Origin of the sequence: Gemmata algarum, assembly GCF_034097035.1 — a bacterium.
Lineage (GTDB): Bacteria > Planctomycetota > Planctomycetia > Gemmatales > Gemmataceae > Gemmata > Gemmata algarum.
In genome coordinates this window covers 1-24568 of the sequence record NZ_JAXBLV010000185.1, presented here as the reverse complement: position 1 = coordinate 24568, position 24568 = coordinate 1, and the positions used below count along the sequence as shown (strand labels likewise).

Annotated in this window: 21 protein-coding genes; 13 read left to right on the top strand and 8 right to left on the bottom strand. The window is 68.2% G+C overall.

What is annotated here, in order from left to right:
* Positions 1-3 precede the first annotated feature (3 nt).
* Positions 4-582: a GNAT family N-acetyltransferase gene (locus R5W23_RS17315; RefSeq protein ID WP_320687372.1), complete on the top strand. Its 579-nt coding sequence runs from the start codon at positions 4-6 to the stop codon at positions 580-582.
* Here R5W23_RS17315 and R5W23_RS17310 read toward each other — a convergent pair.
* Positions 576-1232, bottom strand: a complete 657-nt coding sequence (locus tag R5W23_RS17310; protein WP_261188534.1) for an OmpH family outer membrane protein — start codon at positions 1230-1232, stop codon at positions 576-578. The two genes, R5W23_RS17315 and R5W23_RS17310, sit on opposite strands and share 7 nt — an antisense overlap.
* A 235-nt stretch (positions 1233-1467) precedes the next feature.
* On the opposite strand from R5W23_RS17310, the gene R5W23_RS17305 reads away from it, so the two are divergent.
* Positions 1468-2910 (top strand): MFS transporter, encoded by a 1443-nt coding sequence (locus tag R5W23_RS17305; RefSeq protein WP_261188535.1) that lies wholly within the window; start codon positions 1468-1470, stop codon positions 2908-2910.
* A gap of 3 nt (positions 2911-2913) precedes the next feature.
* On the opposite strand, the gene R5W23_RS17300 is transcribed toward R5W23_RS17305, so the two are convergent.
* Positions 2914-4239 carry a serine/threonine-protein kinase gene (locus tag R5W23_RS17300; protein WP_320687371.1) on the bottom strand — a complete coding sequence of 442 codons (1326 nt, stop codon included), beginning with the start codon at positions 4237-4239 and terminating at the stop codon, positions 2914-2916.
* Positions 4240-4653: 414 nt separating this feature from the next.
* On the opposite strand from R5W23_RS17300, the gene R5W23_RS17295 reads away from it, so the two are divergent.
* Positions 4654-7182 carry a DUF1553 domain-containing protein gene (locus R5W23_RS17295; RefSeq protein WP_320687370.1) on the top strand — a complete coding sequence of 843 codons (2529 nt, stop codon included), beginning with the start codon at positions 4654-4656 and terminating at the stop codon, positions 7180-7182.
* 75 nt (positions 7183-7257) lie between these two features.
* Here R5W23_RS17295 and R5W23_RS17290 read toward each other — a convergent pair whose 3' ends face one another.
* Entirely contained in the window at positions 7258-7896 is a 639-nt protein-coding gene (locus R5W23_RS17290; protein WP_261188538.1) for a metal-dependent hydrolase, read from the bottom strand.
* 157 nt (positions 7897-8053) lie between these two features.
* Between R5W23_RS17290 and R5W23_RS17285 the strand changes: the two genes are divergently transcribed.
* Positions 8054-8305, top strand: a complete 252-nt coding sequence (locus R5W23_RS17285; protein WP_010041556.1) for a helix-hairpin-helix domain-containing protein — start codon at positions 8054-8056, stop codon at positions 8303-8305.
* 4 nt (positions 8306-8309) lie between these two features.
* Here the strand turns inward: R5W23_RS17285 and R5W23_RS17280 are convergent, their stop codons facing one another.
* From R5W23_RS17280 to R5W23_RS17260, 5 genes are all read right to left on the bottom strand, one after another.
* A complete protein-coding gene (locus R5W23_RS17280; RefSeq protein WP_320687369.1) occupies positions 8310-10406 on the bottom strand; it encodes a hypothetical protein in 2097 nt (698 codons plus the stop codon).
* Between the two features lie 25 nt (positions 10407-10431).
* On the bottom strand, positions 10432-10659 hold the full coding sequence (locus R5W23_RS17275) for a hypothetical protein (RefSeq protein ID WP_261188540.1): 228 nt from the start codon (positions 10657-10659) through the stop codon (positions 10432-10434).
* An 18-nt stretch (positions 10660-10677) separates the two neighbouring features.
* Positions 10678-11715 carry a TIGR02996 domain-containing protein gene (locus R5W23_RS17270; protein WP_320687368.1) on the bottom strand — a complete coding sequence of 346 codons (1038 nt, stop codon included), beginning with the start codon at positions 11713-11715 and terminating at the stop codon, positions 10678-10680.
* 3 nt (positions 11716-11718) lie between these two features.
* Complete coding sequence (locus tag R5W23_RS17265; RefSeq protein WP_407936141.1) at positions 11719-13428, bottom strand: DNA repair helicase XPB; 1710 nt, start codon at positions 13426-13428, stop codon at positions 11719-11721.
* 158 nt (positions 13429-13586) lie between these two features.
* Complete coding sequence (locus R5W23_RS17260; protein ID WP_320687366.1) at positions 13587-14957, bottom strand: patatin-like phospholipase family protein; 1371 nt, start codon at positions 14955-14957, stop codon at positions 13587-13589.
* Positions 14958-15527: 570 nt separating this feature from the next.
* Between R5W23_RS17260 and R5W23_RS17255 the strand changes: the two genes are divergently transcribed.
* From R5W23_RS17255 to R5W23_RS17215, 9 genes are all read left to right on the top strand, one after another.
* Positions 15528-16016, top strand: coding sequence for a 3-hydroxyacyl-ACP dehydratase FabZ family protein (locus R5W23_RS17255; RefSeq protein WP_261188544.1), 489 nt, complete (start codon positions 15528-15530; stop codon positions 16014-16016).
* Between the two features lie 80 nt (positions 16017-16096).
* Positions 16097-16861 (top strand): 3-oxoacyl-ACP reductase family protein, encoded by a 765-nt coding sequence (locus R5W23_RS17250; protein WP_320687365.1) that lies wholly within the window; start codon positions 16097-16099, stop codon positions 16859-16861.
* Between the two features lie 27 nt (positions 16862-16888).
* Complete coding sequence (locus tag R5W23_RS17245) at positions 16889-17278, top strand: acyl carrier protein (RefSeq protein ID WP_010041541.1); 390 nt, start codon at positions 16889-16891, stop codon at positions 17276-17278.
* An 86-nt stretch (positions 17279-17364) separates the two neighbouring features.
* Complete coding sequence (locus R5W23_RS17240; protein ID WP_320687364.1) at positions 17365-17856, top strand: 3-hydroxyacyl-ACP dehydratase FabZ family protein; 492 nt, start codon at positions 17365-17367, stop codon at positions 17854-17856.
* A 226-nt stretch (positions 17857-18082) separates the two neighbouring features.
* Complete coding sequence (locus R5W23_RS17235) at positions 18083-19357, top strand: beta-ketoacyl-[acyl-carrier-protein] synthase family protein (RefSeq protein WP_261188547.1); 1275 nt, start codon at positions 18083-18085, stop codon at positions 19355-19357.
* A 117-nt stretch (positions 19358-19474) separates the two neighbouring features.
* Positions 19475-20764, top strand: coding sequence for a beta-ketoacyl-[acyl-carrier-protein] synthase family protein (locus tag R5W23_RS17230; RefSeq protein ID WP_320687363.1), 1290 nt, complete (start codon positions 19475-19477; stop codon positions 20762-20764).
* A 145-nt stretch (positions 20765-20909) separates the two neighbouring features.
* A complete protein-coding gene (locus tag R5W23_RS17225) occupies positions 20910-21902 on the top strand; it encodes an alpha/beta hydrolase (RefSeq protein WP_320687362.1) in 993 nt (330 codons plus the stop codon).
* 63 nt (positions 21903-21965) lie between these two features.
* Entirely contained in the window at positions 21966-22799 is an 834-nt protein-coding gene (locus tag R5W23_RS17220) for a hypothetical protein (RefSeq protein WP_320687361.1), read from the top strand.
* A gap of 72 nt (positions 22800-22871) precedes the next feature.
* A partial coding sequence (locus R5W23_RS17215; protein WP_320687360.1) for a GH3 auxin-responsive promoter family protein occupies positions 22872-24568 on the top strand: 1697 nt, incomplete at its 3' end.

The following is a 24568-nucleotide window of genomic DNA, read 5'->3' as shown; positions in this document are numbered from 1 at the left end:
GACGTGGACGAGGTGCTGCTCGAAACCGAACGGCTCCGGTTGCGGCAGTTCGCCGACACCGACGCGGACGCCGCACGACTGTTCGAACTCGATTCGGACCCCGAGGTGATGCGCTACATCGGCCCGTTCGCGCGGGGGAGCGTGGCCGAGTACCGCGAACTGATCCGCGTGTGGCTCCCGTTTTACGAGCACCCGCCGGGCGGGGTGTGGGCGGTCGAGGCGCGCGCGACCGGCGACTTTTTCGGGTGGGTGTTTGTCCGCCCGGCGCCGTTTCACCGGATGGCGTCCGCCATCGGCTGGGCGCGCGACACCGAACTCGAACTCGGGTACCGGTTCCGGCGGGCGGCGTGGGGCCACGGGTACGCGACCGAGTGCGCCGGTCCGCTGGTCCGCGCGGCGCTCGCGAACCCCGCGGCGACGGCCGTGGTGGCGGTGGCGCTGGTGACCAACCGCGCGTCCACCCGCGTGATGGAGAAGGTGGGGCTCCGGTACGAGCGGCAAGTCGAACTGTCCGGGTACGCCGATCCCGGCGCCGTCTACGTGTTGCCCCGGGCCGAAAGCGGATCGGCCCGCATTCAGTGAGCCGTTCCGGTGGCGAACTTCTCGTTCAGCCGGCGGACGATTTCCTCGGAAAACTCGGCCCCCGGATCAACATAAAACGGCTGTAACGCGGGCGGCTTCAGCTTCAGTTCCTTGACCAGCGGGCTTTCGGCCTCTTGCGGGGTGACCGCGTCCGGGTAGGCGAGCAGCGCCGTGAGGTTGTGCTCACGGGCCACGGCGGCGGTGACGGCCCGGATCTCGTCGTACAGCTCGACGATAATGATGCTGGCCCGCTCGTTGAGCATTTTGGCGATGGTGCGGTCCAGGTCCTCGACGAGCCGGGTCAGCGAGCGGAGGTCGGATTCCAGGTCGAACTTCGTGTTCGGATTGGTCGCGGCGGCGTGGCGTGCTTTCAGGTCGGCGTGCATGGCCCGGAGGCCGACGAGGTTGGCCGCGAGCCGGCCGCGGCGCGTCTCCAGCCGCACGACCGCGGTCCTGGCGCGTTCGTACTCGCGCATCACCTTGGCCATGTTGAAGTAGCCGGTTTTGTGGCCGAGCACGACCGGCGGTCGGCCGCCGTCGGCCCGGGCCGCGACCGGCAGCGGCGGGCGCGGCGGCGCCGTGGCCCCAGTGACGAACGCGGCCCCCACAACGACCGCCGCGCACCCGGCCAACACACCCCAGCGCACCATAACCGTCCCTCCCGGGCCGGGCGCGTGCCCGCGCACCGGTGGGGAAACGTACCCCCGGCCGCCGATCGGCGGCAAGATCAAATGTCGTGAGACGGACCGACAGACGCGCCCGCGGGCGTTTCCCCGTGCATCTCCTTGGGGGGCTTGCTACTCTGGGGCCTTCCCACCCGGGGCGCCGGGGCGCGTCTCTCCACGCGCGCCGCTCCTGTTCCGCATCGACCGAGCCGGACTCCCAATGCCTCAGCGCTACCTCATCGTCGCCGTGACCGCGGTCGCGGCCTTCTGGATGTACATCGACCGCGTTTGCTTCTCAACGCTCGCGGCGCCGATGGAGCGCGAGCTGCTGCTCCCGCTCGCACCCCAGCCCACCGACGCCGACACGCTCTCGAACGACGACATCGCGGCGGCCAAGAAGAAGAAGTTCGGCCCCAACCCGCCCGCCGGGGCCGAGTTGTCGCCCGAAGATGTGGTCGCCGCCAAGAAGAAGAAGTGGGCGGACAAGCGGCTGGCCGACATCCTCGGCGCGTTCTTTTTAACCTACGCCCTGTTCCAGATCCCGATGGGCAGCCTCGCCGACCGGTACGGCGCCCGCGCCGTGCTCACCGTCTCGATCGCGGCGTGGTCGGTCGTCACCATGTTGACCGGGTTCGTCGGCGGGGCGGTTGCCCTGGTCGGCATCCGCCTGCTGCTCGGGGTGACCGAATCCGGGGCGTACCCCGCGGCGGCCGGCCTCGTGAAGCGCTGGGCGCGGCCGGAGGAGCGCGGGCGGTTCAGCTCGGTCGTCGCGTTCGGCGGGCGGATCGGCGGGGTCGTTGCCCCGTGGCTCACCGCGGTGCTGGCCGCCGCGCTGGCGGGCGTCGCGCTCGTCGAGTGGGCCATCACCCCGTCCCCGGCGGCCCCGGACGGGAACGACGCGCCGGTGAACTGGCGCGGGGTGTTCGTGGTGTACGGGCTGTGCGGGGTGGCCGTCGCGCTCCTGTTTTGGCTGATCGTTCGCGACCATCCGCCCGGTGCCCCTGCTCCCGCACGCGAAGGGGGCAACGCCCCGGCGGGGCTGTCGCTCATCACCCGCTTCGCCGCGCTCGCCCGGTCGCGCAACATGTGGCTCTTCGGGGCGATGCAGTTCGGCATGAACCTCGGGTGGGCGTTCCTGGTCACCCTGCTGCCCAAGTACCTCGAGCAGGTCCACGAGACGCCCCTCGACCGGGCCGGGCGGATGCAAACCGTGGCCCTCGGTATCGGGTGCCTCGGGATGATCTTCGGCGGCGTGTTCACCGATTTCGCGCGCCGCTGGCTCGGGCCGCGGGCCGGGCGGTCGGTGCCCATCGGCGCCGCGCTCAGCGGGTGCGCGATCGCGTTCCTGCTGATCCCTCAGTTGCCGGACGCCTGGACCGTGGTGGTCGCGCTGGGGGTAATGGCGTTCCTGGTGGACATGCACAACCCGACGATCTGGTCGTTCGCTCAGGACGTGGGCGGCAAGAACGTGGGCGCCGCGCTCGGCTGGGGCAACATGTGGGGGAACCTCGGGGCCGCGTTTTCGGCCCGGGTGCTCGTCGAACTCCAGCACGCGACGGGCTGGAACACGGCGTTCGTGTGTCTCGCCGGGGCGTTTGCCGTGTCCGCGGTGTGCGGGTTCCTGCTCGACGCCACCAAGCCCGTGGAGGGGCCGACGGCGTAGCGGTCACTTCACCAGGAGCTTGCCCACAGCGACGAGGGCGACGAGCGAGAACAGCGCCGCGCCTACTACCCACATCGGCACGAAGGGGCGGGGCCGCAGGCGCGGTGCTCGGTACGGTGACAGGATCGGAGTGTCGTTGGGGTCGGCCGCGGTCGCGTCGGCGGCGGTCGGCTCGGTGAGCTGTGCCCACGGCGACGGCTCGCGCATGGCCTCCGCCAGCGCGAACGTGCCCGAGGACAGCTCCCCGGAATCAGTTGGGGGCCGGTGGCGCCCGGTCAGGTAGCCGCTACCCGGTGCGTATGCCGCTTCCGGCGGTAGGTCGAAGTTCACCCCGTCCGCCGGCAGCGCCGCCGGCACGCAGGCGGCGTCGAGTTGGGCCAGCAGTTCCGCCGCCGACGCGAAGCGGGCCGACGGGTGCGGTGCCATCAGCCGGTGAACGACCGCGGCCACCGCCGGCGGCACATCGGGCCGCAAGGCGGTGACGGGCGTCGGGGGCCGCCCCAACACGTTCGTGCCCCCGGCGGACGGGGCGCGACCCGTCAGCAGGAAGTAGAACACGCCCCCGAGCGAATACAGGTCGGACGCCGGATCGGCCGTGTGCGGAGCGGTCACGGTTTCGGGCGCGTGATACGCGGACGGGCCGGCTCCCAGCGGCGGGAGCCCGAAGCCCGTGACCTTGACCGCCGGCGGCCCGAGCGCCGTGGGACGGGAGATCAGCACGTTGTCGGGGGCCAAGTGCCCGTGCGCGGACCCGCGCTCGTGAGCGTGCCGGAGCCCGTGGGCGATTTGGCGCACGAGTTCGCACGCCTCGTCCACGGGGCGCGGCCCGCGCTGGGCGACCAGCGCCTCCAGGTTCGGGCCGTCCACAAACTCCAGAACGAGGTAAAACCGGTCGGCCAGTTCGTTCGCGTCGAGTGCGGTAACGACGTTGGGGTGCGACAGCCGCCCCGCGGAGCGCGCCTGGACCTGGAACCGCTGCCGGTCCTCCGCAGTGCGGGTCAGCTCGGCCGACAGGACTTTGATCGCGACCGCGCGGTTCATGGTGCGGTGCCGGGCCTTGTACACCCGGCTCATCGACCCGCGGCCGATCGGTTCGAGGATCACATAAGGGCCGAACACGAACCCGTCGGTGCGCCCCGTGAGCAGGCGGTCGGCCTGGAACCGCGTGAGCAGCCCCGCGGCGACCAGCCCGGCCGCGAACTCGGCCGCCGTCCGGCCCGGGACCATCGCGGCACGCGTGAGCTGGTTCGGGGCGAGCACGCCGGCCGCGCAAACCGCGTCGAAGTAAGCGATACGGTCGACGAGCGTTTGGGCGGTTGAGATGGGCATTAAGCGCTCCGCGCCGGCGGCGGGGTCCTGTCGGTTCGGCGACCGGCGACATCGTGTCGGCCGGAACGGGGGCGGTCGGGCCACGGGCACCACCCCGAATGTAGGAGACGATTCCGGCCCGCGCCGTCACTTCTGTGTAGAACTCGCGTGACTGTTCGATTCTTATGGGGTCGCCAAAATTGAGACGATCGCGCCCGCGGCGGCGATGTAACTGCGCGGTAACAGAGAGTTTCCGCGGGGCGCGAACGGGCCGCCCTTAGGACCCTTGAAGCTTCGCGCTTTTTCCTCTCGCTCTGCGGCCACGGCCGGTTTAAACTAATCCATCTCACCAACCGAAGGCGCTGCCTTTCCACGCGAACCCACCCGACACCGGGCGCCCCGCCCCGGCTCGCACTCCCAGCGAGGAACACGCCGATGCGACCCTCCGTCACACGAACGTATCTCTCCGTATCCGCTTGCGCACGCGGACTCGTTACCGCCCTCCTCGCGCTGGCCCCCGGTGCGGCCCTCGCGGCGCCGCCTGCCGACCCCGGCGAGCGCAAAGCGACCATTGGCCGGCCCGATGGCGTCACGGTGTCTCCCGGGAGCGTTTCGCTCAGCGGGGTGCGTGACGCGCGGCAACTCGTCGTCGGCGGTAAGTACGCCGACGGGTCCGTGCGCGACCTTACCGCGCTCGCGGAGGTGACGGTCGAACCCGCCGGGGTCGTTGACCTCCAGGAAGGGGCCTACCTGCGCCCCATCAAGAACGGCACCGCGACCGTGGTCGTGAACGCCAACGGCACGGTCGTTCGCGTGCCCGTCACCGTCACGGGGATGGACCGCCCCGCCCCGGTGAGCTTCCGGCGCGACGTGATCGCCGCGATGAACGTCGGCGGGTGCAACATGGGCGCGTGCCACGGCACCCCGAGCGGCAAGAACGGGTTCAAGCTGTCGCTCCGCGGGTTCGACCCGGCCGCGGACTACCTGCAACTCACGCGCGACCAGTTCGGCCGCCGCACCGGCAAGCACAGCCCCGAGCAGAGCCTGCTCCTCCTAAAAGGCGTGGGCGCGGTGCCGCACGAGGGCGGCCAGCGGTTCGGCCTTACCAGCGTGCCCGGCGAGGTGGTGAGCGCGTGGCTCGCCGAGGGGCTGAAGGACGACGCCCCCGCCCTGCCGCCGGTCAAGAAGGTCGAAGTCACTCCGCCGGCGCGGCTCCTGAAGGCCCCGGGCAAGTGGCAGCAACTGGGTGTGGCCGTCACGTTCGCCGACGACTCCACGCGCGACGTGACCCGGCTCACCAACTTCAGCAGCAGCGACCCCTCCATCGCCGACGTCACCCCGACCGGCCTCGTGGAGTTCAAGCGGTCCGGCGAGGTGGCGATCCTGGCCCGGTACCTCGAAGAGCTGGTCGCGGTGCGGATCACGTACCTCGAGCCGCGCGAGGGGTTCGTGTGGCCGAACCCGCCCGAAACGAACTTCGTGGACACCCACACGTTCGCCAAGCTCAAGCAGATGAGCATCGCCCCGTCCGATCTGGCCGAGGACCACGAGTTCGTCCGCCGCGCGTACCTCGACTGCGTCGGCCGCATGCCGACCGCGGACGAGGCGAAGACGTTCCTGGCCGATAAAGGTGCCCAGAAGCGCGAGCGGCTGATCGACGCCCTCGTGGACACCGACGAGTTCGCGGACTTCTGGGCGCTCAAGTGGGCCGACGTGCTGCGCTCCAGCCGCAAGACGATCCAGGTGAAGGGCAGCTACGGGTTCCAGGCGTGGCTCCGCGGGCACTTCCAGAAGAACACCCCGCTCGACAAGATCGTGCAGGAGATCATCACCGCCAACGGGAACTCCTACGCGAACCCGCCCGCGAACTACTACCGCATCGCCAAGGACCCCACCGCACTGGCCGAGACCACCGCGCAACTGTTCCTCGGGGTGCGGATGCAGTGCGCGAAGTGCCACAACCACCCGTTCGAGCGGTGGAGCCAGGACGATTACTACGGCATGGCCGCGTGGTTCGCCCGGGTGAGGACCAAGCCGGAGCCGGTCGTCGGCACCCGACCGGCGGGCGGGGCGCCCGGCGCCGAGGTGGTTTTTAGCGCCCGCGACGGCGAGGTCAGCCAGCCGCGCTCGGGGCGGGCGATGAAGCCCCGGTACATCGGCACCGGCGACGCCGACGTGAAGGCCGGCGAGGACCGCCGAGCGGTGCTGGCGCGGTGGCTCACCTCGGCCGACAACGCCTTCTTCTCGAAGTCGGTGGTGAACCGCGTGTGGTTCCACCTGATGGGCAAGGGCATCGTGGACCCCGTGGACGACTTCCGCGAGTCGAACCCCTCGTGCAACGACGAACTGCTCGACGCGCTCGCGAAGGACTTCGCCAAGAACAAGTTCGACATGAAGCGGCTGGTGAAGACCATCATGAAGTCGCGCACGTACCAGCTCTCGGCGCAGCCGAACGACTCGAACCGCGACGACGGCAAGTACTTCTCGCACGCGGTCACGAAGCTGCTCACGGCGGAGCAGCTGCTCGATGCGATCTGCGACTTCACCGGGGTGCCCGAGAAGTTCGCGGGGCTGCCGGCCGGGACGCGGGCGGTGCAACTGCCCGACGGCGAGGTGAACCACCCGTTCCTGAAGGCGTTCGGCCAGCCGGCCCGCGAGCTGGCGTGCGAGTGCGAGCGCGAGAGCGACGGGAACTTGGCCCAGGCCCTTCAGCTCATCAACGGCCCGACGGTGAACGAGAAGGTCCGCAACCCGAGCAACCGGCTCGGTAAGTTGATCGCCGACAAGAAGCCGGACGGCGAAATCCTGACGAGCCTTTACTTTGCGGCCCTAGGGCGGGCGCCGTTCGACGACGAGCGGAAGATCGCGCTGGAGCACGTGGCCAAGCGCGAGGACAAGCGCAAGGCGTGGGAAGACCTCGTGTGGGCGCTCATCAACACCCGCGAGTTCCTGTTCCGTCACTAACAGGTCGGGGCTGCTGGCAGCGGCATTCGACGGGCCACGGTTGCCCCGCCTGTTCACGCAGGCGGGGCAAACTGCTTACTGCGCGACGTTCTTCTTGAAGTCGAGGTACGCGAGGTACATCAGCCCGCCGAGGATCAGGTAGCACACCATCGTCGCGGGTACGGACGGGGACGCCAGCTTCAGCGCGCTGCCGGCCGACGCCTTGAGCTTCGGTTTGATGCCACGCCAGTCCACCGAATAAATCTCGTCCAGGACCAGGTGCGACAGGAACCCGACCATCACCCCCACGCCGAGGATGAACCGCACCCCACGGTCGGGGTAAGCCAAGTACACGCACAGCCCCGCGATGAGCATGGCCGGGATGCTGTGGTACATCCCGCGGTGGACCGTGAACTGTTTGAACACGTTCGCGACGAAATACCGGATGAACAGGTACGCGAACAGCAGCGTGGCGCAGATGCTTTCGAGCGGCATCCCCGCGTGCATCATGCGGCGGATGAAGAGCATCGGCACGACCGCGGCCAGCAGTCCGAACATTTCGCGCACGGGCACCCCGGAGTCGCTGTCGAGGTCCGGGAGCATCCCGCCGACCGCGGTCACCCCCGCCGCCAGGATGCCCACTTCCGTGCTGAACCCGAGCGGCTGAACGGCGAACCCGCCGTAAGCGATGCCCAGCCCCCCGGACACCGTGATGTGCGTGCGGAACCCGGCCACGCGTCGCCCTCCTTAACGGAGATACCCCAAACTGCCGAGCATCCTACCGCGCCCCGTCGGCGCCCGAAACTTCAGTTCGCGATACTGTAATTTTGTGCAACGGACCTTGTGTACAGGCGTTCCCTCTGAGTATGGTTTACTGAAAGGAGGACGCGAAATGAACCCCACGAACGAAGTGATTGCTCAGCGCCTGCGGAAGCACGCGAACGACCTCGCCCGGTCCGGCAGCAACCTGTACCGCGTCCGCGCGTTCCGGTCGGCGGCCATCGCGGTCATGGGCCTTCACGGCGACGTGACAGAGATCGTCGCCAGCGGCGGCGTGCCGGCCCTCGAGCGCGTTCCGGGCATCGGCAAGAGCCTCGCGCTGACCATCGCCGAGTACGTCGTGGCGAACGGCCTGGCTGCGTAACGTGCTAGCTGACGCCGTCCACACGCACGCCGATCTCTTTGAGTGCCTCGCGGAATGCAGCGAGTTGGTCTTCGGCTACGCTCACCGCCAGCGGGCCGAGGCGCTCGGCTACCAGCGAGCGGGTTCCGGGCCACTGCACTAGCCCGTCGGCGATTTCAACTGTCGGCAACTTCACCACCAACAGGCGTTCCGCCCGCGGTTGTGAGAGTTGCGACCCGAGCAGCAGCAACCGGCCTGCGGCGGAGAGCGGAGAGCCGCTCCGTTCCAAGAACCACGCATCCAGTTCCGCGAGCGTGCGCCCGCCCTCAACGGCCTTTCGCAGCGACGCCGGCGTGAGCCGGAACCGCTGCACCCCGTTCTGCTCGATCGGCAGCGGCTCCGCGAACTGCTTGAGTTCCGCTTCGAGCAGCAGGTCCGCTTGCGGGCCGTCAACGGTGAGCGTGACGCCGTCGTCCGCCGGCGCGAGGCACCGCTGTGGCTTGGATTCGTAGTCGCGGTTGCCGATGAGGCGCAGGTTCGAGAGCGACGGCTCGCGCCCGTCGGCGGTCATCCCGATGCGATCGGTGAGCCGCAGCACGACCACCCCGCGGGCCACCGCGATGTCCAGTTCCGCGGGCGTCTGAAACTCGACCAGCACCGCCGAAGCGAACGCGGTGATCCGCTCGCGCTTGCTGGCCCACCGCTGGAGCAGGTCCGCAACGCCCGCGGGCACGGGGCGCGTGCCGTGGCGGTTGAGGGTCTGCACGATCATCGGCAGCGTGAGCCCCGATTCCAGACCGCGGTAGGTCTGCTCCGGTGTGAGTTCGAGCGTGCAGGCGGGGCCGATCCCCTTCCACGCCGCGAACCGCGTGAGCGACGCGACCAGCGCCGGCGTCAGCCCCTGCCGGTACGCGAGGATCTCCGCGTTCGGCTGGACCATTAGCGTTTGCGGGAAGGTGGGCGGAGCCGGCGGTTCCGGGTCGCCGAACAGCAGGTGCCGGCCGAGGGCGGAGAGCCGGACGAGTTCGCCCGACACTTCCACAATTCCCAGCGAATACGCGACGCCAAGCAGGTAACCGCGGACCCACGCCGCTCCCTTGTCGCTCGCCGCTTCGGCCGGGAGCACACCGGCCCACGACGGGTGGTGCGACCACAGCCACTCTGCGATCGCGTCCGGGTGAACGAAATCGCGCGCCAGGAGCAGGCTGAGGAGGCCGGCGGTCGGCGTCGGCGAGAGCCCGTTCTCGGTCGGCGCGTAGCCGGTCAGCGGGTCCCACGGCTCCACGAGCGGGAGGGCGCGCATCAGTTGCCCGAGCAGAGGGAGCAGCGGCCCCTCCCAGGTCGCCGGGAACGGGTCGGCCTCGAGCGCCCCCCCGCGCTCGGCGAGCAGTTCGACTGCACGCGCCCACAGCAGGGCCAGCACCCCGGCGTCGGCGACGGGCGCGATCTGATCGACCGGCGGCGCGGCCAGCACCGCGTCCCCCTGGAGCCGCAGCAGGTCGCGCTTGAAGAGGGTGTGGCCCTGCGTGAGCCGCACCGGCTCGTTTTGAACCTGCTGCCACGCCGCCGCAAGGCGCAACGGCCATTCGAGGCCGTCGGCCTGGCGCGGGGTACCGACTTCGTCGTCCGGGTTCGTGAGGTCCGGAAGTTCCAGGTTTTCGGCCCGGGCGCGGAGCGCGACGCCCGGGTGCGCGAACACGACAGCGTTGTGCGTGCCCGCCAGCCCGAACCACGCCGCGAAGTCCTCGACGGGTGGCTCGTCCGCGCCACGCTCGGGGAATAGCAACGCCGTTTCGAGCAGGGCCTGAACCGGTGTGAACCCGTCGTTGTGGTCGAGGGCGGCGAGGAGCGTGAGCAGATGCCCGACCTTCCACCGCGGCTGACGGCTCAGCCCCATGAACGCGAGCACCTTGCGCGCGGCCGGGGGCTGCTCCTTGATGCGCCGGTCGATGACCGGCGCGTTGGTGACCATCGCGACGGATTTTTCGATCAGCTCTTCGACGGGCAGCTTGGACCGCGGGCGGACGAGCTTGTCGCCCACCGCGCGCAAAAGGGCCTCGCTATACCCCAGAAGGGCGTCGCGGCAGCGTTCGGACCAGTCGATGACGGAGGTCTGGGGCATCGAAATGTTGTATGGCGAAGGCGGCTTATTTCCCGACCACTTGCGGGGTGTGTCCCATCTTGCGCAGCTCTTCGAGCACCGAATCGAGCCGCCCGGGGCGGATGAGCAGCACCTTTTCGGAGAGCCGCCCGGCGACCTCGGCGGAGAGCTTCTTCCGCGCGAGCAGTTCCTCGGCCAGCACCGCGTCTTCGGTGAGGACGAGGCACACGCGGCGGTGCAGCTTGGCGGGCAGGCGAGCGGTCGGGTTGTTCATTATCAGCTTTTCATGAAACTACGGAGCTAACGGGCTACGTGTGATGGTTACACCCGAAGAGCGAATATCGAGCAACTCGCGCACTTGCGATTGGCTGAGCACTACCCCATCCAATTTGATCTCTGCAATCGCCGCACAAGTGGGTGAGCGAAAGAACGCCTTCCATTCGTTGAGGGGCGTAAACATCTGCGGTTCCGGGCTCATGTACTCACAACAGAAATCCTTGTAGACAAGCCGTCGTAACTGCGGAAACCGTTTTGAGGCTGCGAGGTTCGGAATGAACCGTTGCGTGTTGTAACCCGCGTGAACGTCCAACTGCTCAAGAGGGTGCGTGCCCCCGACTAAGAAGTCAGCGTTCGGTGCGGACGGCGCAGCTAGCGATAGCAGGCGCGGGCACGCGGCCAAAAGTCCGGCGGCCTGTCCGCCCTCTTCGTATGCACCGACGCGGTCAGACAAGATGGTGTTTTGACTTTGCTCAATTTGCAGCGATTCGAGGTACGGAAACAAGATGCCGCCTGTGACGAGGGGCCACAGCGAGACGGCAAGAGTCCCGTTCGTCGCCGGGTGATCTTCGTAAGCGCTGAACGACATACGACGGAGTACCGGCGCCACCTTCGGATCACACAGGAAATCGAGTACCGGCCTCAAGCCACCTGGGTCCCAATCGAGCCACAAGTTACCGGTATAGTGGAAGTCCCACATCCCGTGGTCGCATGTCGCAAGCGCGACGGGGCGCCACCCGCGCCTAATCTCTTCCTCACGCTGCTCAACTTCACTCTTGATCACATTGAACCACCGATGCAACTCGCCCAACATCGATAGCCACGGTCCCGAACACACGGCCTGGAGTTCCGTCATACGAGCCGTGAGCTTTTTCTGCCCGCGCTGTACCAGCAAGCGAACGTATTCGCTCCGTGCGTCTGAGCGGTCTTCGAGCCAGTCGGCGTAAACGAGCTTCGCGGTTCGATCGGTTGGAGCCGAAGCGATCCCGAGTAACAGCGCTCGTTCTTCAGCGTTCGGGAACTCGCTTTCCAGAAACTCGGCAACGCGATCCACGAGCTACTCCGCAGCAGATTTCGGCGGGATCACGTCGCGCTCGTCGAGGATCTCGTAGCTGTAGCCCTGCTCCGTCAGGAACATCTGGCGGTGGTGGGCGAAGTCGAGCTCGCGGGTGTCGCGCGTCACCAGCGTGAAGAAGTGCGCGTCGCCGTCGCCGCTGCTCTTGGGGCGCAGGATGCGCCCGAGCCGCTGCGCTTCTTCCTGGCGCGAGCCGAAGGTGCCGCTCACCTGGATCAGCACGTTCGCGTCCGGCAGGTCGATCGCGAAGTTCCCGACCTTGCTCAGCACCAGGTGCCGCACCTCGCCGCGGCGGAACTTGCCGTACAGGTCCTCGCGCTCGGCGTTGCCGGTGCTGCCCGTAATCATCGGGATCTCGAACCGCTCGCTCAGCCGCTTCAGTTGCGAGAGGTACTGCCCGATCACGATCACCCGCTGGTCGTGGTACCGCTTCAGCAGCTCGGCCACGACCTCGTCCTTGGCGACGTTCTCGCTGGCGATGCGGTACTTGGCCCGGTGGTCGGCGACCGCGTACTCCATGCGGGTGGAGTCGGTCGGCAGCGCGACGCGGATCTCGCTGCAACTGGCGGACGCGATCCAGCCCTTCGTTTCCAGCTCGCGCCACGGCACGTCGTACTTTTTCGGGCCGATGAGCGAGAACACGTCCCCCTCGCGGCCGTCCTCGCGGATGAGGGTGGCCGTGAGCCCGAGCCGGCGCCGGGCCTGGATCTGCGCCGTGACGCGGAACACCGGGGCCGGGAGCAGGTGGACCTCGTCGTACACGATGAGGCCCCAGTCCCGCTGCTCGAACAGCCCGAAGTGCGGGAACGCCTCGGTCTTGTCCGGGCGGTAGGTGATGATCTGGTACGTCGCCACCGTCACCGGCCCGATGTCCTTCGTTTCGCCGGTGTACTCCTTCACCTCGTCTTCGGTCAGCGTGGTCTTGTCGATGATCTCGCGGCGCCACTGCTTCACCGCGGTGATGCTGGTGGTGAGCACCAGCGTGTTCTTCTGGAGCAGGCACATGGAGGCGATGCCGACGACCGTTTTCCCGGCGCCGCACGGGAGCACGATCACCCCGCTGCCGCCGCGCACGTCGCCGCCCGCGTGGAACACGTCGGCGGCCTCACGCTGGTAGTCGCGCACCCGGAACGGGACGCCGCTCGCCGCGGTCTCGCGCAGCTCCATCGGCAGCATCGCGCCTTCGGTGTACCCCGCAATGTCCTCCGCGGGGTAGCCCACCGTGATGAGCGCCTGTTTCAACACGCCGCGGAACGCCGGGGAGACCCCATACGTCGTGTCGTCGATCTTGTCGCCGAGGAACTCTTTGACCTTCTTGTTGCGGGCCAGTTCCGCCAGGAGCGGTTTGTCGGGGCACACGAGCTTGAGGTGCTCGGCGTCGATGCGCTCGAGCTTGACGCGGCCGTACCGCGACACCGTTTCCGCGATGTCGGTGGGGATGTTCTGCGGGATCGGGAACTTGGTGTACTTCTGAAGTACGCCGACCACCTCGTCCGCGCTGAACCCCGCGGCGGCGGCGTTCCAGAGCGACAGGTTCGAGATGCGGTACGTGTGGATGTGCTCGGGACTCTTTTCGAGCTCCGCGAACGGCGCGATGGCGTCGCGCGCCTCCGTGTACTTGGGGTTGTCCACCTCCACCAGCACGGACCGGTCCGACTGCACGATGAACGGGTTCGTCGGATCGAACGTCATGGGGGCCGCCGGCGCGGGCGCAGCTTTCGTGATCTTCGGCGGCATGGTCACCGTCGGGTTGTAGTCCGCCGGCACTCCGCCCGGCGCGAACATCCCATAGTAACGGCGCGCGCCGCGCACCGACAAGTCTAAGTCGCGCGGCGAGCGCGGAGCGCGGGTCACTTGTCCGTCCGGCCCGGGAGGGCCGGGACCGGCATCAGCCCCGGCGCGAGCCCCGGCGGGAACGTCGTCGGCTGGTCGTTGATGAAGACCAGCCCCGGCCCGCGCCGCTGGTAGGTCAGGTCGGTCCCGTACCGGCCCAGCAGGCTCTCGCCGGGGCCGAGGCACGGCGGGGTCGAGCGCCACGCCTCTTTCGCCGCGGCGAGCCGGTACCCCTCGTTGAACATCTCGGTCATCGGCCCGCGCTCGAACGCGGTGCTCGACGTCGGCGCCGGGAAGTCGCCCGGGATGGCCGCGAGGTGGTAGTTCATGCCCGTGACGAGCGCCATGAGGTACATGCGCTGGAGGTCGCCCCGGGTCTGGGCGTAGATCACCGACGAGACGCTGCTGGCCGCGATCGTGAGCGACCGCTGCTTCAGCGGGGTCGCGTCCGCGAACAGCTTGCCCGCGACGATCATGTACAGGTCCACGCCCACGAGGTCGGGGCCTTGTTTCGTGCGCTGTTCGGGCGGGACGAACGGCGGGCGGAAGAAGATCGACACCGTGGTGCCGCCGTCCCCGTGCTCCTCGACGTAGGTCTTGCCGTCCACGGTCACGGGGATCTTCGACGGTGGGAAGAACCCCGGGATCGCGGACGACCCGAGCAGCACCTTCTTAATCAGCAGGCGGTCGCCGGCGGTCCCGCGGTTGGCGATCTCGCCGATGTCCCAGAACACGAACCGCTTGCTCTCGAGTTCCGTGGTGCCGATGTATAGGCGGCGGCCCTTGCGGTGCTCCGCGGCGATCCGGCACACGATGTCCGGTGTGAGCACCTTTTCAACCAGCTCCGCGAGCGGCCCGTTGTCGGCCAGCGCGAGGCTGAACAGCCCTCGCACCGGGCGGAGCGTGTAAACGTCCTTCTTTTCGATGGTGGTGTAGAACCGCTGGATCTGCGGGTCGTATTCGGGGCCGAGGAAGGCGAGCGGGGCGATCAGCGCGCCCGTGCTGATGCCGGTGACGACATCGAAGTTGGGGCGGCCGTTGGTACCGGGGCGGTCGCCGCTCGCGGTCCAGCCGACGAGCACGCCGGCGGAGTACGCGCCGTAGGAGCCACCCCCGGAGAGGCACAGCACCGACCGCCGCCGGGCGACCTGTTCGGGCGTCGGCTTCTGTTTCAGCGACTCGGCCCGCGCGTACGCGGCCTCGTTCCCTCCGAGTTCGTCGGCGTCGATTTGGCCGCGAACGTCAACGAGGTCGTTAGTGCCCAGCCCGGACCGGACCGGCGACGGAGCTTTCCGGAGCGAACCGGTTTCGGTTTGACACCCCACCAGCACCCCGGCGAGGAGTGCGAGAGCGGACGCGGAACCGGGCCGGAACGCGCGACGAAACATGTGCAACAAACCTCCCTCACCGGCGGGACGGCGGTCCCGCGAGCCGGAGGTTTAGCACAGCGGCAGAGAATTACCAGACGAGAGCGGGAGACGGCGCGCGGCGTGCTGCGGACGGCGCACAGGTGTGAACTCTGTGCGCGTCGAGGTGCGCTTACTTGCGGTGCCGGATCCGGGAACGCATCCGACGCTTCTTCCGCCCTACCTTACGCCGCCCGGTTCCGCGTCGCCGCCCCATAGCTCGCTCCTGAAATCTGAATTGGTAACGTGAGGTTCGTGTTTCGTTAAGAAAGAGAGTTTCTACGCCGCTGCCCGGCGCGCGACAAGCCCTGCGGCGTGTTCCTGACGCCGCACCCGTCAAAACCCCTCTAGCCCGTGCGACCGGCGTCGCTCGCGGGGTCCTGACGTGGCATGACGCATCTCCCCCGGATGCGAGGCCGCGCCGTTGCCGATAGCACTAGCGGCCGGGTCCGAGTGGGTGTGCCGACGTGCCGGTGGTCCGGGTTGTCCGTATTTGGCACCGTCGATATACTTTCTACTTGTTTACAATGCGCGGGACGGAGAGCGCCGCGGATGCGGTTCCACCTGATCGACCGAATCGACCGCTGCGAACCGGGCAAGTCGCTCGCCGCCGCGAAGTTCCTGGCGCTGGGCGAGGAGTACCTCAAGGATCACTTCCCGCAGTTCCCGGTCATGCCCGGCGTGCTGATGCTCCAGTCGTGCGTCGAAGCCGCCGCGTGGCTGTGGCGTGCCACCACGGACTACAAGCACCCGGTGATCGTGCTGCGGGAGCTGAAGCTCGTAAAGTATGGGACGTTTATGCTCCCCGGTCACCGCTTGGACGTGACCGTTGAGCTGACCAAAACGGACGACACCGCCGGCACCGCTACGTTTAAGGCCGAGGGCACGAACGACGCACGCGAGGCGACGGTGAAGGCGAACTTCGTGCTCCACGGGTACTCGCTTGCCGGCCGCGGCCCGGCCGGACCCGCAGCGGACGCGAAGCTGATCGAGCACTGGAAATCGCGGTGGGCGTTGCTCACCGGCGGGCTGCGGGGCTGACGGTTTCGGTGGGCGTTTTCCGCGCCGCCTCTGCCTCGCAAAGAAACAAGCGGACCGGGAACGATAGACAGGACGCACGAATGCTGCTGAAGGACCAAATCGCACTGGTAACGGGCGGGAGCCGCGGGATCGGGCGCGGGATCGTGCTGGCGCTCGCACGCGAAGGCGCGAAAGTGACCTTCGTGTACCACAGCAACGCCGACGCGGCCGACGCCCTGGTGCAAGAGGTGGCCGCCGCGGGCGGCACCGCGAAGGGCGTTCGGGCCGACGTGGCCGATCCGGCCGCCGCACAGACCGTTGTGGACGGCGTTCTGGCGGAACACGGGCGGCTCGATATTCTGGTGAACAACGCCGGCGTCATCCGGGACAAGCTCTTCCTGAAAATGGAAGCGGACGACTGGAACGCGGTCATCAACACGAACCTGACCGGGACGTTCGCGTTCTGCAAGGCCGTCGCCCAGCAGATGGCGTTCAAGCAGCGGTCCGGGCGGATCGTGAACGTGTCCAGCATCGCCGCCGAGCACGTGAACAAGGGCCAGGCCAACTACGCGGCGAGCAAGGGCGCGGTCAACAGCTTCACCCGCGTGCTGGCCGCGGAACTGGCCGCCCGCAACGTGCTGGTGAACGCGGTGGCCCCCGGGTTCATCGCGACGGACATGAGCCAGGCGGTGCGGAACCTGGCGGGCGAAGACAACCTCAAAAAGATCATTCCGGTGCGGCGGCTCGGGACACCGGACGACATCGCCAACGTGGTCCTCTTCCTTTGCGGCCCGGCCGCGGCGTACGTCACCGGACAGGTGATTACCGTGGACGGCGGTCTCAGCCTCGGGGCGGTGTCCGGCTGAGCCCCAAGCCGGTTGGAGAACACTCAGATGACGCGCGAAGACATTTTCGACAAGGTCCGCAAGACCCTGATTGAGGCCCTGAGCGTCGATGACGATCAGGTCACCCCGACCGCCCGGCTCAAGGGCGACCTGGGGGCCGAGTCCATCGACTTCCTGGACATCGTGTTCAGGCTCGAGAAGCAGTTCGACGTGAAGATCCCGCGCGAGGAGCTCTTCCCCGAGTCGATCTTCCAGGGCGACGCGGCGTTCGTCTCCGGCGGGAAGGTCACCGCGGTGGGGCTGGCCGAACTCGAAAAGCAGATGCCCTACGCGGACCTCGCCGAGTTCAAAAAGGACCCGCGCCTGGACAAGGTCGAGGACCTGTTCACCGTGGAGCTGATCGTTCGGTACCTGGAATCCAAGGTCGGGAAGAAGTGAGCCGCCGGCGTACCGGGTCAGAGGAGCAGGCGCCCCGTGGCCCGTTCCTCTGACCCGGTACGCCGCGGGGTGCTGAGAGCTTGTTTATGCGCTGGACGTGGATCGACCGGTTCGTGGCGTTCGAGTCCGGCAAGTCGGCGACCGCGGTGAAGAACCTCAGCCTCGCCGAGGACCACTTCGCGGACCACTTCCCGGGCTTCCCGGTGATGCCGGCGCCCCTCATCCTCGAAGGGCTCGCTCAAACCGGCGGCATCCTCGTCGGCGAGGCCCGGCAGTACCGCGAGAACGTCGTGCTCGCGAAGATGTCCAACGTGAAGTTCCACCGCGACGCCCTCGCGGGCGAACAATTGACCTACACGACCACGCTGATCGACCTCAACGACACCGGCGCGCGGGTCGCGGCGACCGCCCGCAGCGGTTCGGATTTGGTGGTGGAAGGCGAAATCCTGTTCGCGCACGCGAACCCGAGCCAGCTCCCGCCCGGGCTGCCCGACACCAAGTTCGTGTTCAACGGCGAGCTGACACACCTGTTGCGGATGGCCGCCGCGGTGAGTAAACCGCCGGCCGCCGGCGGGTAGTGGTACTACGGAGCGTGAAGCGGTCTGAAGCCCCGCCCGGGGCTTCTCTTATTTCCGCCGGGCGTAATAACCCAGATTACCCGCTTTACCGCTCCTTCCGGAACGCAAAACCAGAGAGTGCAAGCGAATCGGACGCAAGTTCGACGGCCGCATACACTACCACTTGAAATAACCGGTACCCGCGCGGAGCGGACCGGGTCCGCGGAGTTCAGCGCGAGTGGCCGACATGGCAAGTACCCCCCGCCGCACCGTGCTGACCGGGTTCGGCGTGCTCAGTCCGATCGGTTCGACGCCCGAAGCGTTCTGGGACGCCCTGGTCGCGGGCGTGTGCGGGGTCCGCACGATTTCCCTCCTGGACGCGTCCGAGCTGCCGTGCCACATCGCGGGCGAGGTGCCGAACTTCTCCGCGAAGGCGATGATCGACAAGAGCTACCGCCGGTCGCTCAACGCGATGGCGCGCACCGTCGAGTTGGGGGTGATCGGGTCGCAGCTCGGGCTGGCCAACGCCGGGATCGCGAAGGGGACCGTCCCGGCCCACCGGATCGGGATCGAGTTCGCGTCGCTCATGGGCGCCACCGAGCTGAACGACATGGCCGCTGCCAGCCGGATCTCGTCGCCCGACGGGGAGACGCTGGACTACGGGGTCTGGGGCTCGGCGGGGCTGAACGAGATCACGCCGCTGTGGATGCTCAAGTACCTGCCGAACATGCCGGCGTGTCACACGACCATCCTCTACGACATCCAGGGGCCGAGCAACACGCAGATCCCCGGCGACACCTCCGGCCTCGTCGCCCTCGCGGAAGCGGCCCGCATCATCCGCCGCAACGCGGCCGACGTGATGGTCGTGGGCAGCAGCGAGGGGCGCATCAACCCGATCACGCTGAGCCGCTACAACCTGTTCCTCCAACTCTCGAAACGGAACGACGACCCGGCGCACGCGGTGCGGCCGTTCGACCTCACCCGCGACGGCTCGGTGTACGGCGAAGGGGCGGCGGTGTTCGCGCTCGAGGAGCTCGAGCACGCCAAGGGCCGGAAGGCGAACATCATCGGCGAACTGGTCGGGTGGGCGGCGGGCGTGGACCGCGGCAAGAAGGGGCCGGGGCTGGCCCGCGTCATCCGGAACGCGCTGAACGCGGCCGGCATCGGGCCGAAGGACGTGGACCACGTCAACGCCCACGGCACCGGCACGACGGCGGGCGACGCCTTCGAGGCCCGCGGCATCGCCGAAGTGTTCGGGCGGGATGTGCCGGTTTTCGCGCCGCTGAGCCGGTTCGGCAACCTCGGGGCCGCGTCCGGGCTCATGGAACTGGCGTGCAGCGTGCTGGCGTTCAAGAACGGCCTGTTGCCCGGAACGCTGAACCACGAGAACCCCGACCCGGCGTGTCCCGTTAGCGTCCACGCCGGCGCGCCCCGGCCGGTGACCAAGCCGTACGTCGTAAAGGTCACGTACACCGACCTCGGCCAGTGCGCCGCCGCGGTGGTGAAGCGGTGGGACTCGTAGGCGGCGAAGGCGGTACGTGATTTTGACGGGAGTGAACGGGATCGCAAGCAAGGCCGGAGCCCGTCCTTTGCCTTTCTTGTCCCCGTCAAACGCTCTTCATTGGTGAGAGGCGGAGAGATGCGTAAGCGGGTCGTCATCACCGGCATGGGCGTCATCACCCCGCTGGGGCACAGCCCGGCGGAACTGTTCGCCAACTCCGCCGCGGGCCGCACCGCCGTCGGCCCGATCAAGCACTTCGACGCGCGCACGTTCCCGACCACCTTCGCCTCCGAGGTGCAGGGGTTCGACCTCGCGAAGTACCTCCCGAACGCGAGCCGGTTCGAGAACTGCGGCGTGAACACGAAGTTCGCGCTGGCCGCGGCCAAGCAGGCCCTCGCCGACGCCGGGTTGATCGAGGCCAAGGGCGACCGGTCGCGGATGGGCGTGTACCTCGGCTCCGGCGAGGGGAAAGAGGACTTCGAGGCCCTCACCACCAGCACCGCGAAGGCCACCGCGCCGGGCGAGCGGGCGTGCAACATCCGCGAGGCCGTCGGGCTGCTGTACCGGCGCCTCAGCGGCCCGCAAGAGGCCGAGCAGGAGATGTACGGCCCGTCCGGCTACCTCGCCGACACGTTCGTGCTGGAGGGGCCGTTCGCGTCGTGCCAGACGGCGTGCGCGGCCAGCTCGCAGGCCATCGGCGAGGCCGCCGAGATGATCCGCACCGGCGAGGCGGACGTGATGCTCGCCGGCGGCTCGCACAGCATGATCATGCCGCTGGGGATCACCGGGTTCAACCGGCTGACGGCCCTCTCGCAGCGCAACGACAGCCCCCAGACCGCCAGCCGCCCGTTCGACCTGACCCGCGACGGGTTCGTCATCGGCGAGGGGGCCGGTCTGGTCGTGCTGGAGGACCTGGAGCACGCGAAGAAGCGCGGGGCGAACATCCTGGCCGAGTTGACCGGGTACGGCTCGACGGCCGACGCCTTCCGGATGACGGACCCGCACCCGGAAGGGCGCGGGGCGATCCGCTGTATGCGGGAGGCGCTCGCGGACGCCGGGCTGAACCCCACCGACATCGGGTACATCAACGCGCACGGCACCAGCACGCAGGCGAACGACTCCGCGGAGACGGCCGCCATCAAGGCGGTGTTCGGCGACTACGCCTACAAGCTGCCGGTGTCGAGCAGCAAAAGCATGTTGGGCCACTTAATCGCTGCGGCGGGGGTGGCCGAACTGGTGATTTCGGTAATGGCGCTTCAGAAAGGTGTGATCCCCCCGACGATCAATCTGGAGACGCCCGATCCGGTGTGCGACCTCGACTACGTGCCCAAGACCGCGCGCGAGGTGCGGTTCGATCACGTGCTGTCGAACAGCTTCGGGTTCGGCGGGCAGAACATCGCGCTGGTCGCGAGCGCGTTCCGGGGGTGACCCCGCGGCCCTGTGAATGGCCGGGGCGGTGCTCAGATGATAAGAATTTCGTGATTGTAACCAGAAGCCGGTGACAGGAGGTTGACCCGTCGGACCGTCGGCGGGCGGTACTGGTCGCGCTTTATTCCGACCCGGGAGGTCCAGGGTGGTTTTCTGGCTGACGATCGTCGTCTCGATACTCGTCGCAGTCCCGCCGATCGCGGCCGGGTTGTTCCTGTCCGTCGTGTACCTGTACGTGCGCTGGCGGTACATGGGGTTCCTGACCCGCATCTTCCAGGAAAAGCCGCTGTTCGTGGTGCCTCGCGGCGAGCCGGACCCGCTGGCGAGCGAGGTCACCCTCGCCGCGGCCGACGGGCTGGCGCTCCGCGGGTGCTACATCCCGACCACTGCGCCCGAGCGTAAAGGCGTGGTGCTGTTCGGTTTGGAATTCGGCTCGAACCGGTGGGCGTGTCGCCAGTACTGTCAGGCGCTGATCGCCTCCGGCTACGACGTGTTCGCGGTGGAGACCCGCAACCAGGGCGAGAGCGAACGCGACCCGAACTACGAGCCGCTCCAGTGGGTCACGGACCGCGACGTGTCGGACATGCGGGCGGCGGTCGCATACCTGAAGTCACGCCCGGACGCGCCGCTCAACGGGATCGGCATCTTCGGGATCAGTAAGGGCGGTAGCACGGGGCTGATCGTTGCCGCTGCGGACCCCTGGGTGAAATGCGTCGTCACCGACGGCATGTACGGCACACACACAACGCTGGTGCCGTACATGCAGCGCTGGATTCAGATCTACAGCGGGAACCGCCGCATCCAGAAGGTGTTGCCGAACTGGTTCTACGGCGCGATCGGCACCGTGGGCGTGAAGAAGGTGGCGCGCAACCGCGGGGTGACGTACCCGAGCGTGGAGAAGGCCGCGGCGAAACTGTTCCGCCCGCTGCTGATGATCCACGGCGCCGGGGACACGTACATCAAGCCGGAAATGGCCCAAACGCTGTTCGCCCGCGCGACCGGCCGGAAGAAGCTGTGGCTGGTTCCCAACGCGAAGCACAACCAGGCTTTGCACGTCGCGACCGACGAGTACAACCGCACGGTGACCGAGTTCTTCGACCGCCACTTGGCGAAAAAAGCCCTGGAGGCGGTGGGGTAGGTCGGCTTGACGTTGGGAGAGACGGGGGGAATAAGGCGGCGCTCGTTTCCCCCGGAGCCGCTCATGCGTACCTGTCTCGTGACCCTCGTCATCGCCGCACTGCCGGCCGCCGCGGTGGAGCCCGCCGTTCCGCCCGCCCCCCGGGACACCGCCGACCGGCACGTGCAGACCGTGCTGAAGCGGCTGAAGACCGAGGGCATGAGCGGTGTCATCGAGTTCGTCTTCGACGAGAAGACCGGGAGCCCGCCGGCGGCCGACAAACGGGCCGAACTGGCGGCCAACTTTCTCCGCGTCCGCAACGTGCAGGTGCAGGCGCTCGGGAAGCCGGCCGGCGACCCGGAGTTGCTCCGCGCCGACGTCTCCGGCCGGTCGCTGGTGCGGTACGTGTACGCCGAGCCGATGGAGCGCGGGCTGGTCATCTGGCAGTTCACCTTTTACCGCGCCGAAGGCGGTGACTGGCGGTGCCTCACCTTCCAGTCGGGCGACGGCTCCGAGGCGGAGTTCCGGGCGCTCGCGGCGGACGCCGACTTCGCGGACGCGAAGAGGAGCGCCGGCGCCGCGCTCGACGCGCTGAAGGCGGGGGGCGTGTCCGGGCTGTTCGACGTGGTTTGGGCCGACGGCAAGAACGTCATCTCTGCGGAGCGCGGTCCGGTCGAGAAGACGTTCGCCAAGCTCCGCGACGACGCCGCGGCGCTGCTCGGCAAGTCACAGGGCGATGCCGAGTGGGTGCGGACGGAGGCGGTGGGCCGGCGGCTGGTCCGGTTCATCTACCTGGACAAGTACGAGCGCGGCACGGCGGTGTGGAAGTTCACCCTGTACCGCGTGGGCGGCGAATGGAAGTGGTGCAACGTGAACTTCAACGGCGACCCGGCGACCAGCTTCTCGGTCGTCCCGTGAGCCGCCCGAAGGTTCGGTGAAACTGTCAGAAACCCGCGGCCCGCCGCGGGTTTCGTCGCGCGCGGGTGTGCTATGTCCCTGAAACGCTTTCTCCTCGTCCGCCTCGGCCGGCTCCTGACGTACCCGGTGCGGCGGCAGTTGCGCCAGTTCGAGGTCGCGTGCCAGAACCCCGAAGCGGTTCAAACCGCGCTGCTACTCGGCATCCTCCGCAAGCAGGCGGACACGCAGTTCGGCCGCGACCACAAGTTCGGCACGGTGCGCGCCGTCGCGGACTTCCGGGCGAACGTGCCGGTCGCGCCCTACGAGTACGTCGCCCCCTACATCGAGAAAGTGCAGAACGGCGACACCCGCGCGCTGCTGGCCGATAAGCGGGTACTGATGTTCGCCCTCACGAGCGGCACCACCGCGAGCCGGAAGCTGATCCCGGTGACTGACGCCTATCTGGCGGCGTACCGGCGCGGCTGGAACATGTGGGGCGTGAAGATGTACCGCGACAACCGCGGGCGCCGGATCGCCATGCGGCCCATTGTGCAGCTCGGGGGCGACCCGGAAGAGTTCCGCACCCCGGCGGGCATTCCGTGCGGTAACCTCTCCGGCTACACCGCGATGGTACAGAAGCGGATCATCAAGCGGATGTACGCGGTGCCGTATGTGACCGGCAAAATCAAGGACGCCCGGGCGCGCTACTACGTCGCGCTGCGGTTCTCGGTCGGCCGCAACGTGTCGCAACTGATGGCCGCCAACCCGAGCACGCTCGTTCAACTGGCCCGCACCCTCGACGCCGAAAAAGAGCACCTGCTGCGCGACCTTCAGAACGGCACGCTCCGCGCGGACCTCGACATCCCCGCCGACGTTCGTGCGTACCTGGAGCCGCGGGTGTCCCGCGACGCGCCCCGGGCGCGCGAGCTGTCCGCGGTCGCGTCGAAGATGGGTCGGCTGTACCCGCAGGACGTGTGGCCCACGGACGGGACGGTCATCAACACCTGGACCGGCGGCAGCATGGGGCCGTACCTGCGCCAGTTGCCGCAGTATTACGGCACCCCGCCGGTTCACGACCTCGGGCTGCTCGCGAGCGAGGGCCGGTTCACGATCCCGCTGTCCGGCGGCACCGCGAGCGGCGTGCTCGACATCTGGTCGCACTACTTCGAGTTTGTGCCGGAAGCCGAAATGGAGTCCGCGCGGCCGACGGTGCTCGGCGCGCACGAACTTCAGGAGGGGAAGAGCTACTTCATCCTGCCGACCACGAGCTACGGCCTGTACCGCTACCACATTTCGGACCTCGTTCGCGTCACCGGGTTTTACGGGCGCACGCCCGAAGTCGAGTTCCTCGGTAAGGGCCACCGGTTCGCGAACCTCACCGGCGAGAAGCTGAGCGAGTACCACGTGACGAAGGCGTTCGACGCGGTCGCCCGGGAGGTGCCGTTCCCCGTGACCGCGTACTCGGTCGCCCCGGTGTGGGACGACCGGCAGCCGTACTACGCGCTCTTCCTCGAAGAGCCGGACGCCGCGAACGATTCGCTTCTGAAACGGTTCCTGGCGGCGCTGGACGCGCGGCTCGGGGTAGAGAACGTGGAGTACGCCGCGAAGCGCGAGAGCGGGCGGCTGGGGGCGCTCCGGGCCGCGGTTGTCCCCGCGGGCACATGGGGGGCCTGGGATCGCGCGCGGCTGGCACAAACGGGCGGCTCGCCGGAGCAGTACAAGCACCCGTGCCTGATCGGTGACCTGAAGTTCCGCGACACGATGACCGTCTTACGTGAGGTCGGCGTTTA

Excerpts from the sequence above, each read along its gene's own strand:
- R5W23_RS17310 (WP_261188534.1), bottom strand. The coding sequence starts at position 1,232 with ATGGTGCGCTGGGGTGTGTTGGCCGGGTGCGCGGCGGTCGTTGTGGGG.
- R5W23_RS17305 (WP_261188535.1), top strand. The coding sequence starts at position 1,468 with ATGCCTCAGCGCTACCTCATCGTCGCCGTGACCGCGGTCGCGGCCTTC.
- R5W23_RS17300 (WP_320687371.1), bottom strand. The coding sequence starts at position 4,239 with ATGCCCATCTCAACCGCCCAAACGCTCGTCGACCGTATCGCTTACTTC.
- R5W23_RS17295 (WP_320687370.1), top strand. The coding sequence starts at position 4,654 with ATGCGACCCTCCGTCACACGAACGTATCTCTCCGTATCCGCTTGCGCA.
- R5W23_RS17285 (WP_010041556.1), top strand. The coding sequence starts at position 8,054 with ATGAACCCCACGAACGAAGTGATTGCTCAGCGCCTGCGGAAGCACGCG.
- R5W23_RS17280 (WP_320687369.1), bottom strand. The coding sequence starts at position 10,406 with ATGCCCCAGACCTCCGTCATCGACTGGTCCGAACGCTGCCGCGACGCC.
- R5W23_RS17275 (WP_261188540.1), bottom strand. The coding sequence starts at position 10,659 with ATGAACAACCCGACCGCTCGCCTGCCCGCCAAGCTGCACCGCCGCGTG.
- R5W23_RS17265 (WP_407936141.1), bottom strand. The coding sequence starts at position 13,428 with ATGACGTTCGATCCGACGAACCCGTTCATCGTGCAGTCGGACCGGTCC.
- R5W23_RS17260 (WP_320687366.1), bottom strand. The coding sequence starts at position 14,957 with ATGTTTCGTCGCGCGTTCCGGCCCGGTTCCGCGTCCGCTCTCGCACTC.
- R5W23_RS17255 (WP_261188544.1), top strand. The coding sequence starts at position 15,528 with ATGCGGTTCCACCTGATCGACCGAATCGACCGCTGCGAACCGGGCAAG.
- R5W23_RS17250 (WP_320687365.1), top strand. The coding sequence starts at position 16,097 with ATGCTGCTGAAGGACCAAATCGCACTGGTAACGGGCGGGAGCCGCGGG.
- R5W23_RS17245 (WP_010041541.1), top strand. The coding sequence starts at position 16,889 with ATGACGCGCGAAGACATTTTCGACAAGGTCCGCAAGACCCTGATTGAG.
- R5W23_RS17240 (WP_320687364.1), top strand. The coding sequence starts at position 17,365 with ATGCGCTGGACGTGGATCGACCGGTTCGTGGCGTTCGAGTCCGGCAAG.
- R5W23_RS17235 (WP_261188547.1), top strand. The coding sequence starts at position 18,083 with ATGGCAAGTACCCCCCGCCGCACCGTGCTGACCGGGTTCGGCGTGCTC.
- R5W23_RS17230 (WP_320687363.1), top strand. The coding sequence starts at position 19,475 with ATGCGTAAGCGGGTCGTCATCACCGGCATGGGCGTCATCACCCCGCTG.
- R5W23_RS17220 (WP_320687361.1), top strand. The coding sequence starts at position 21,966 with ATGCGTACCTGTCTCGTGACCCTCGTCATCGCCGCACTGCCGGCCGCC.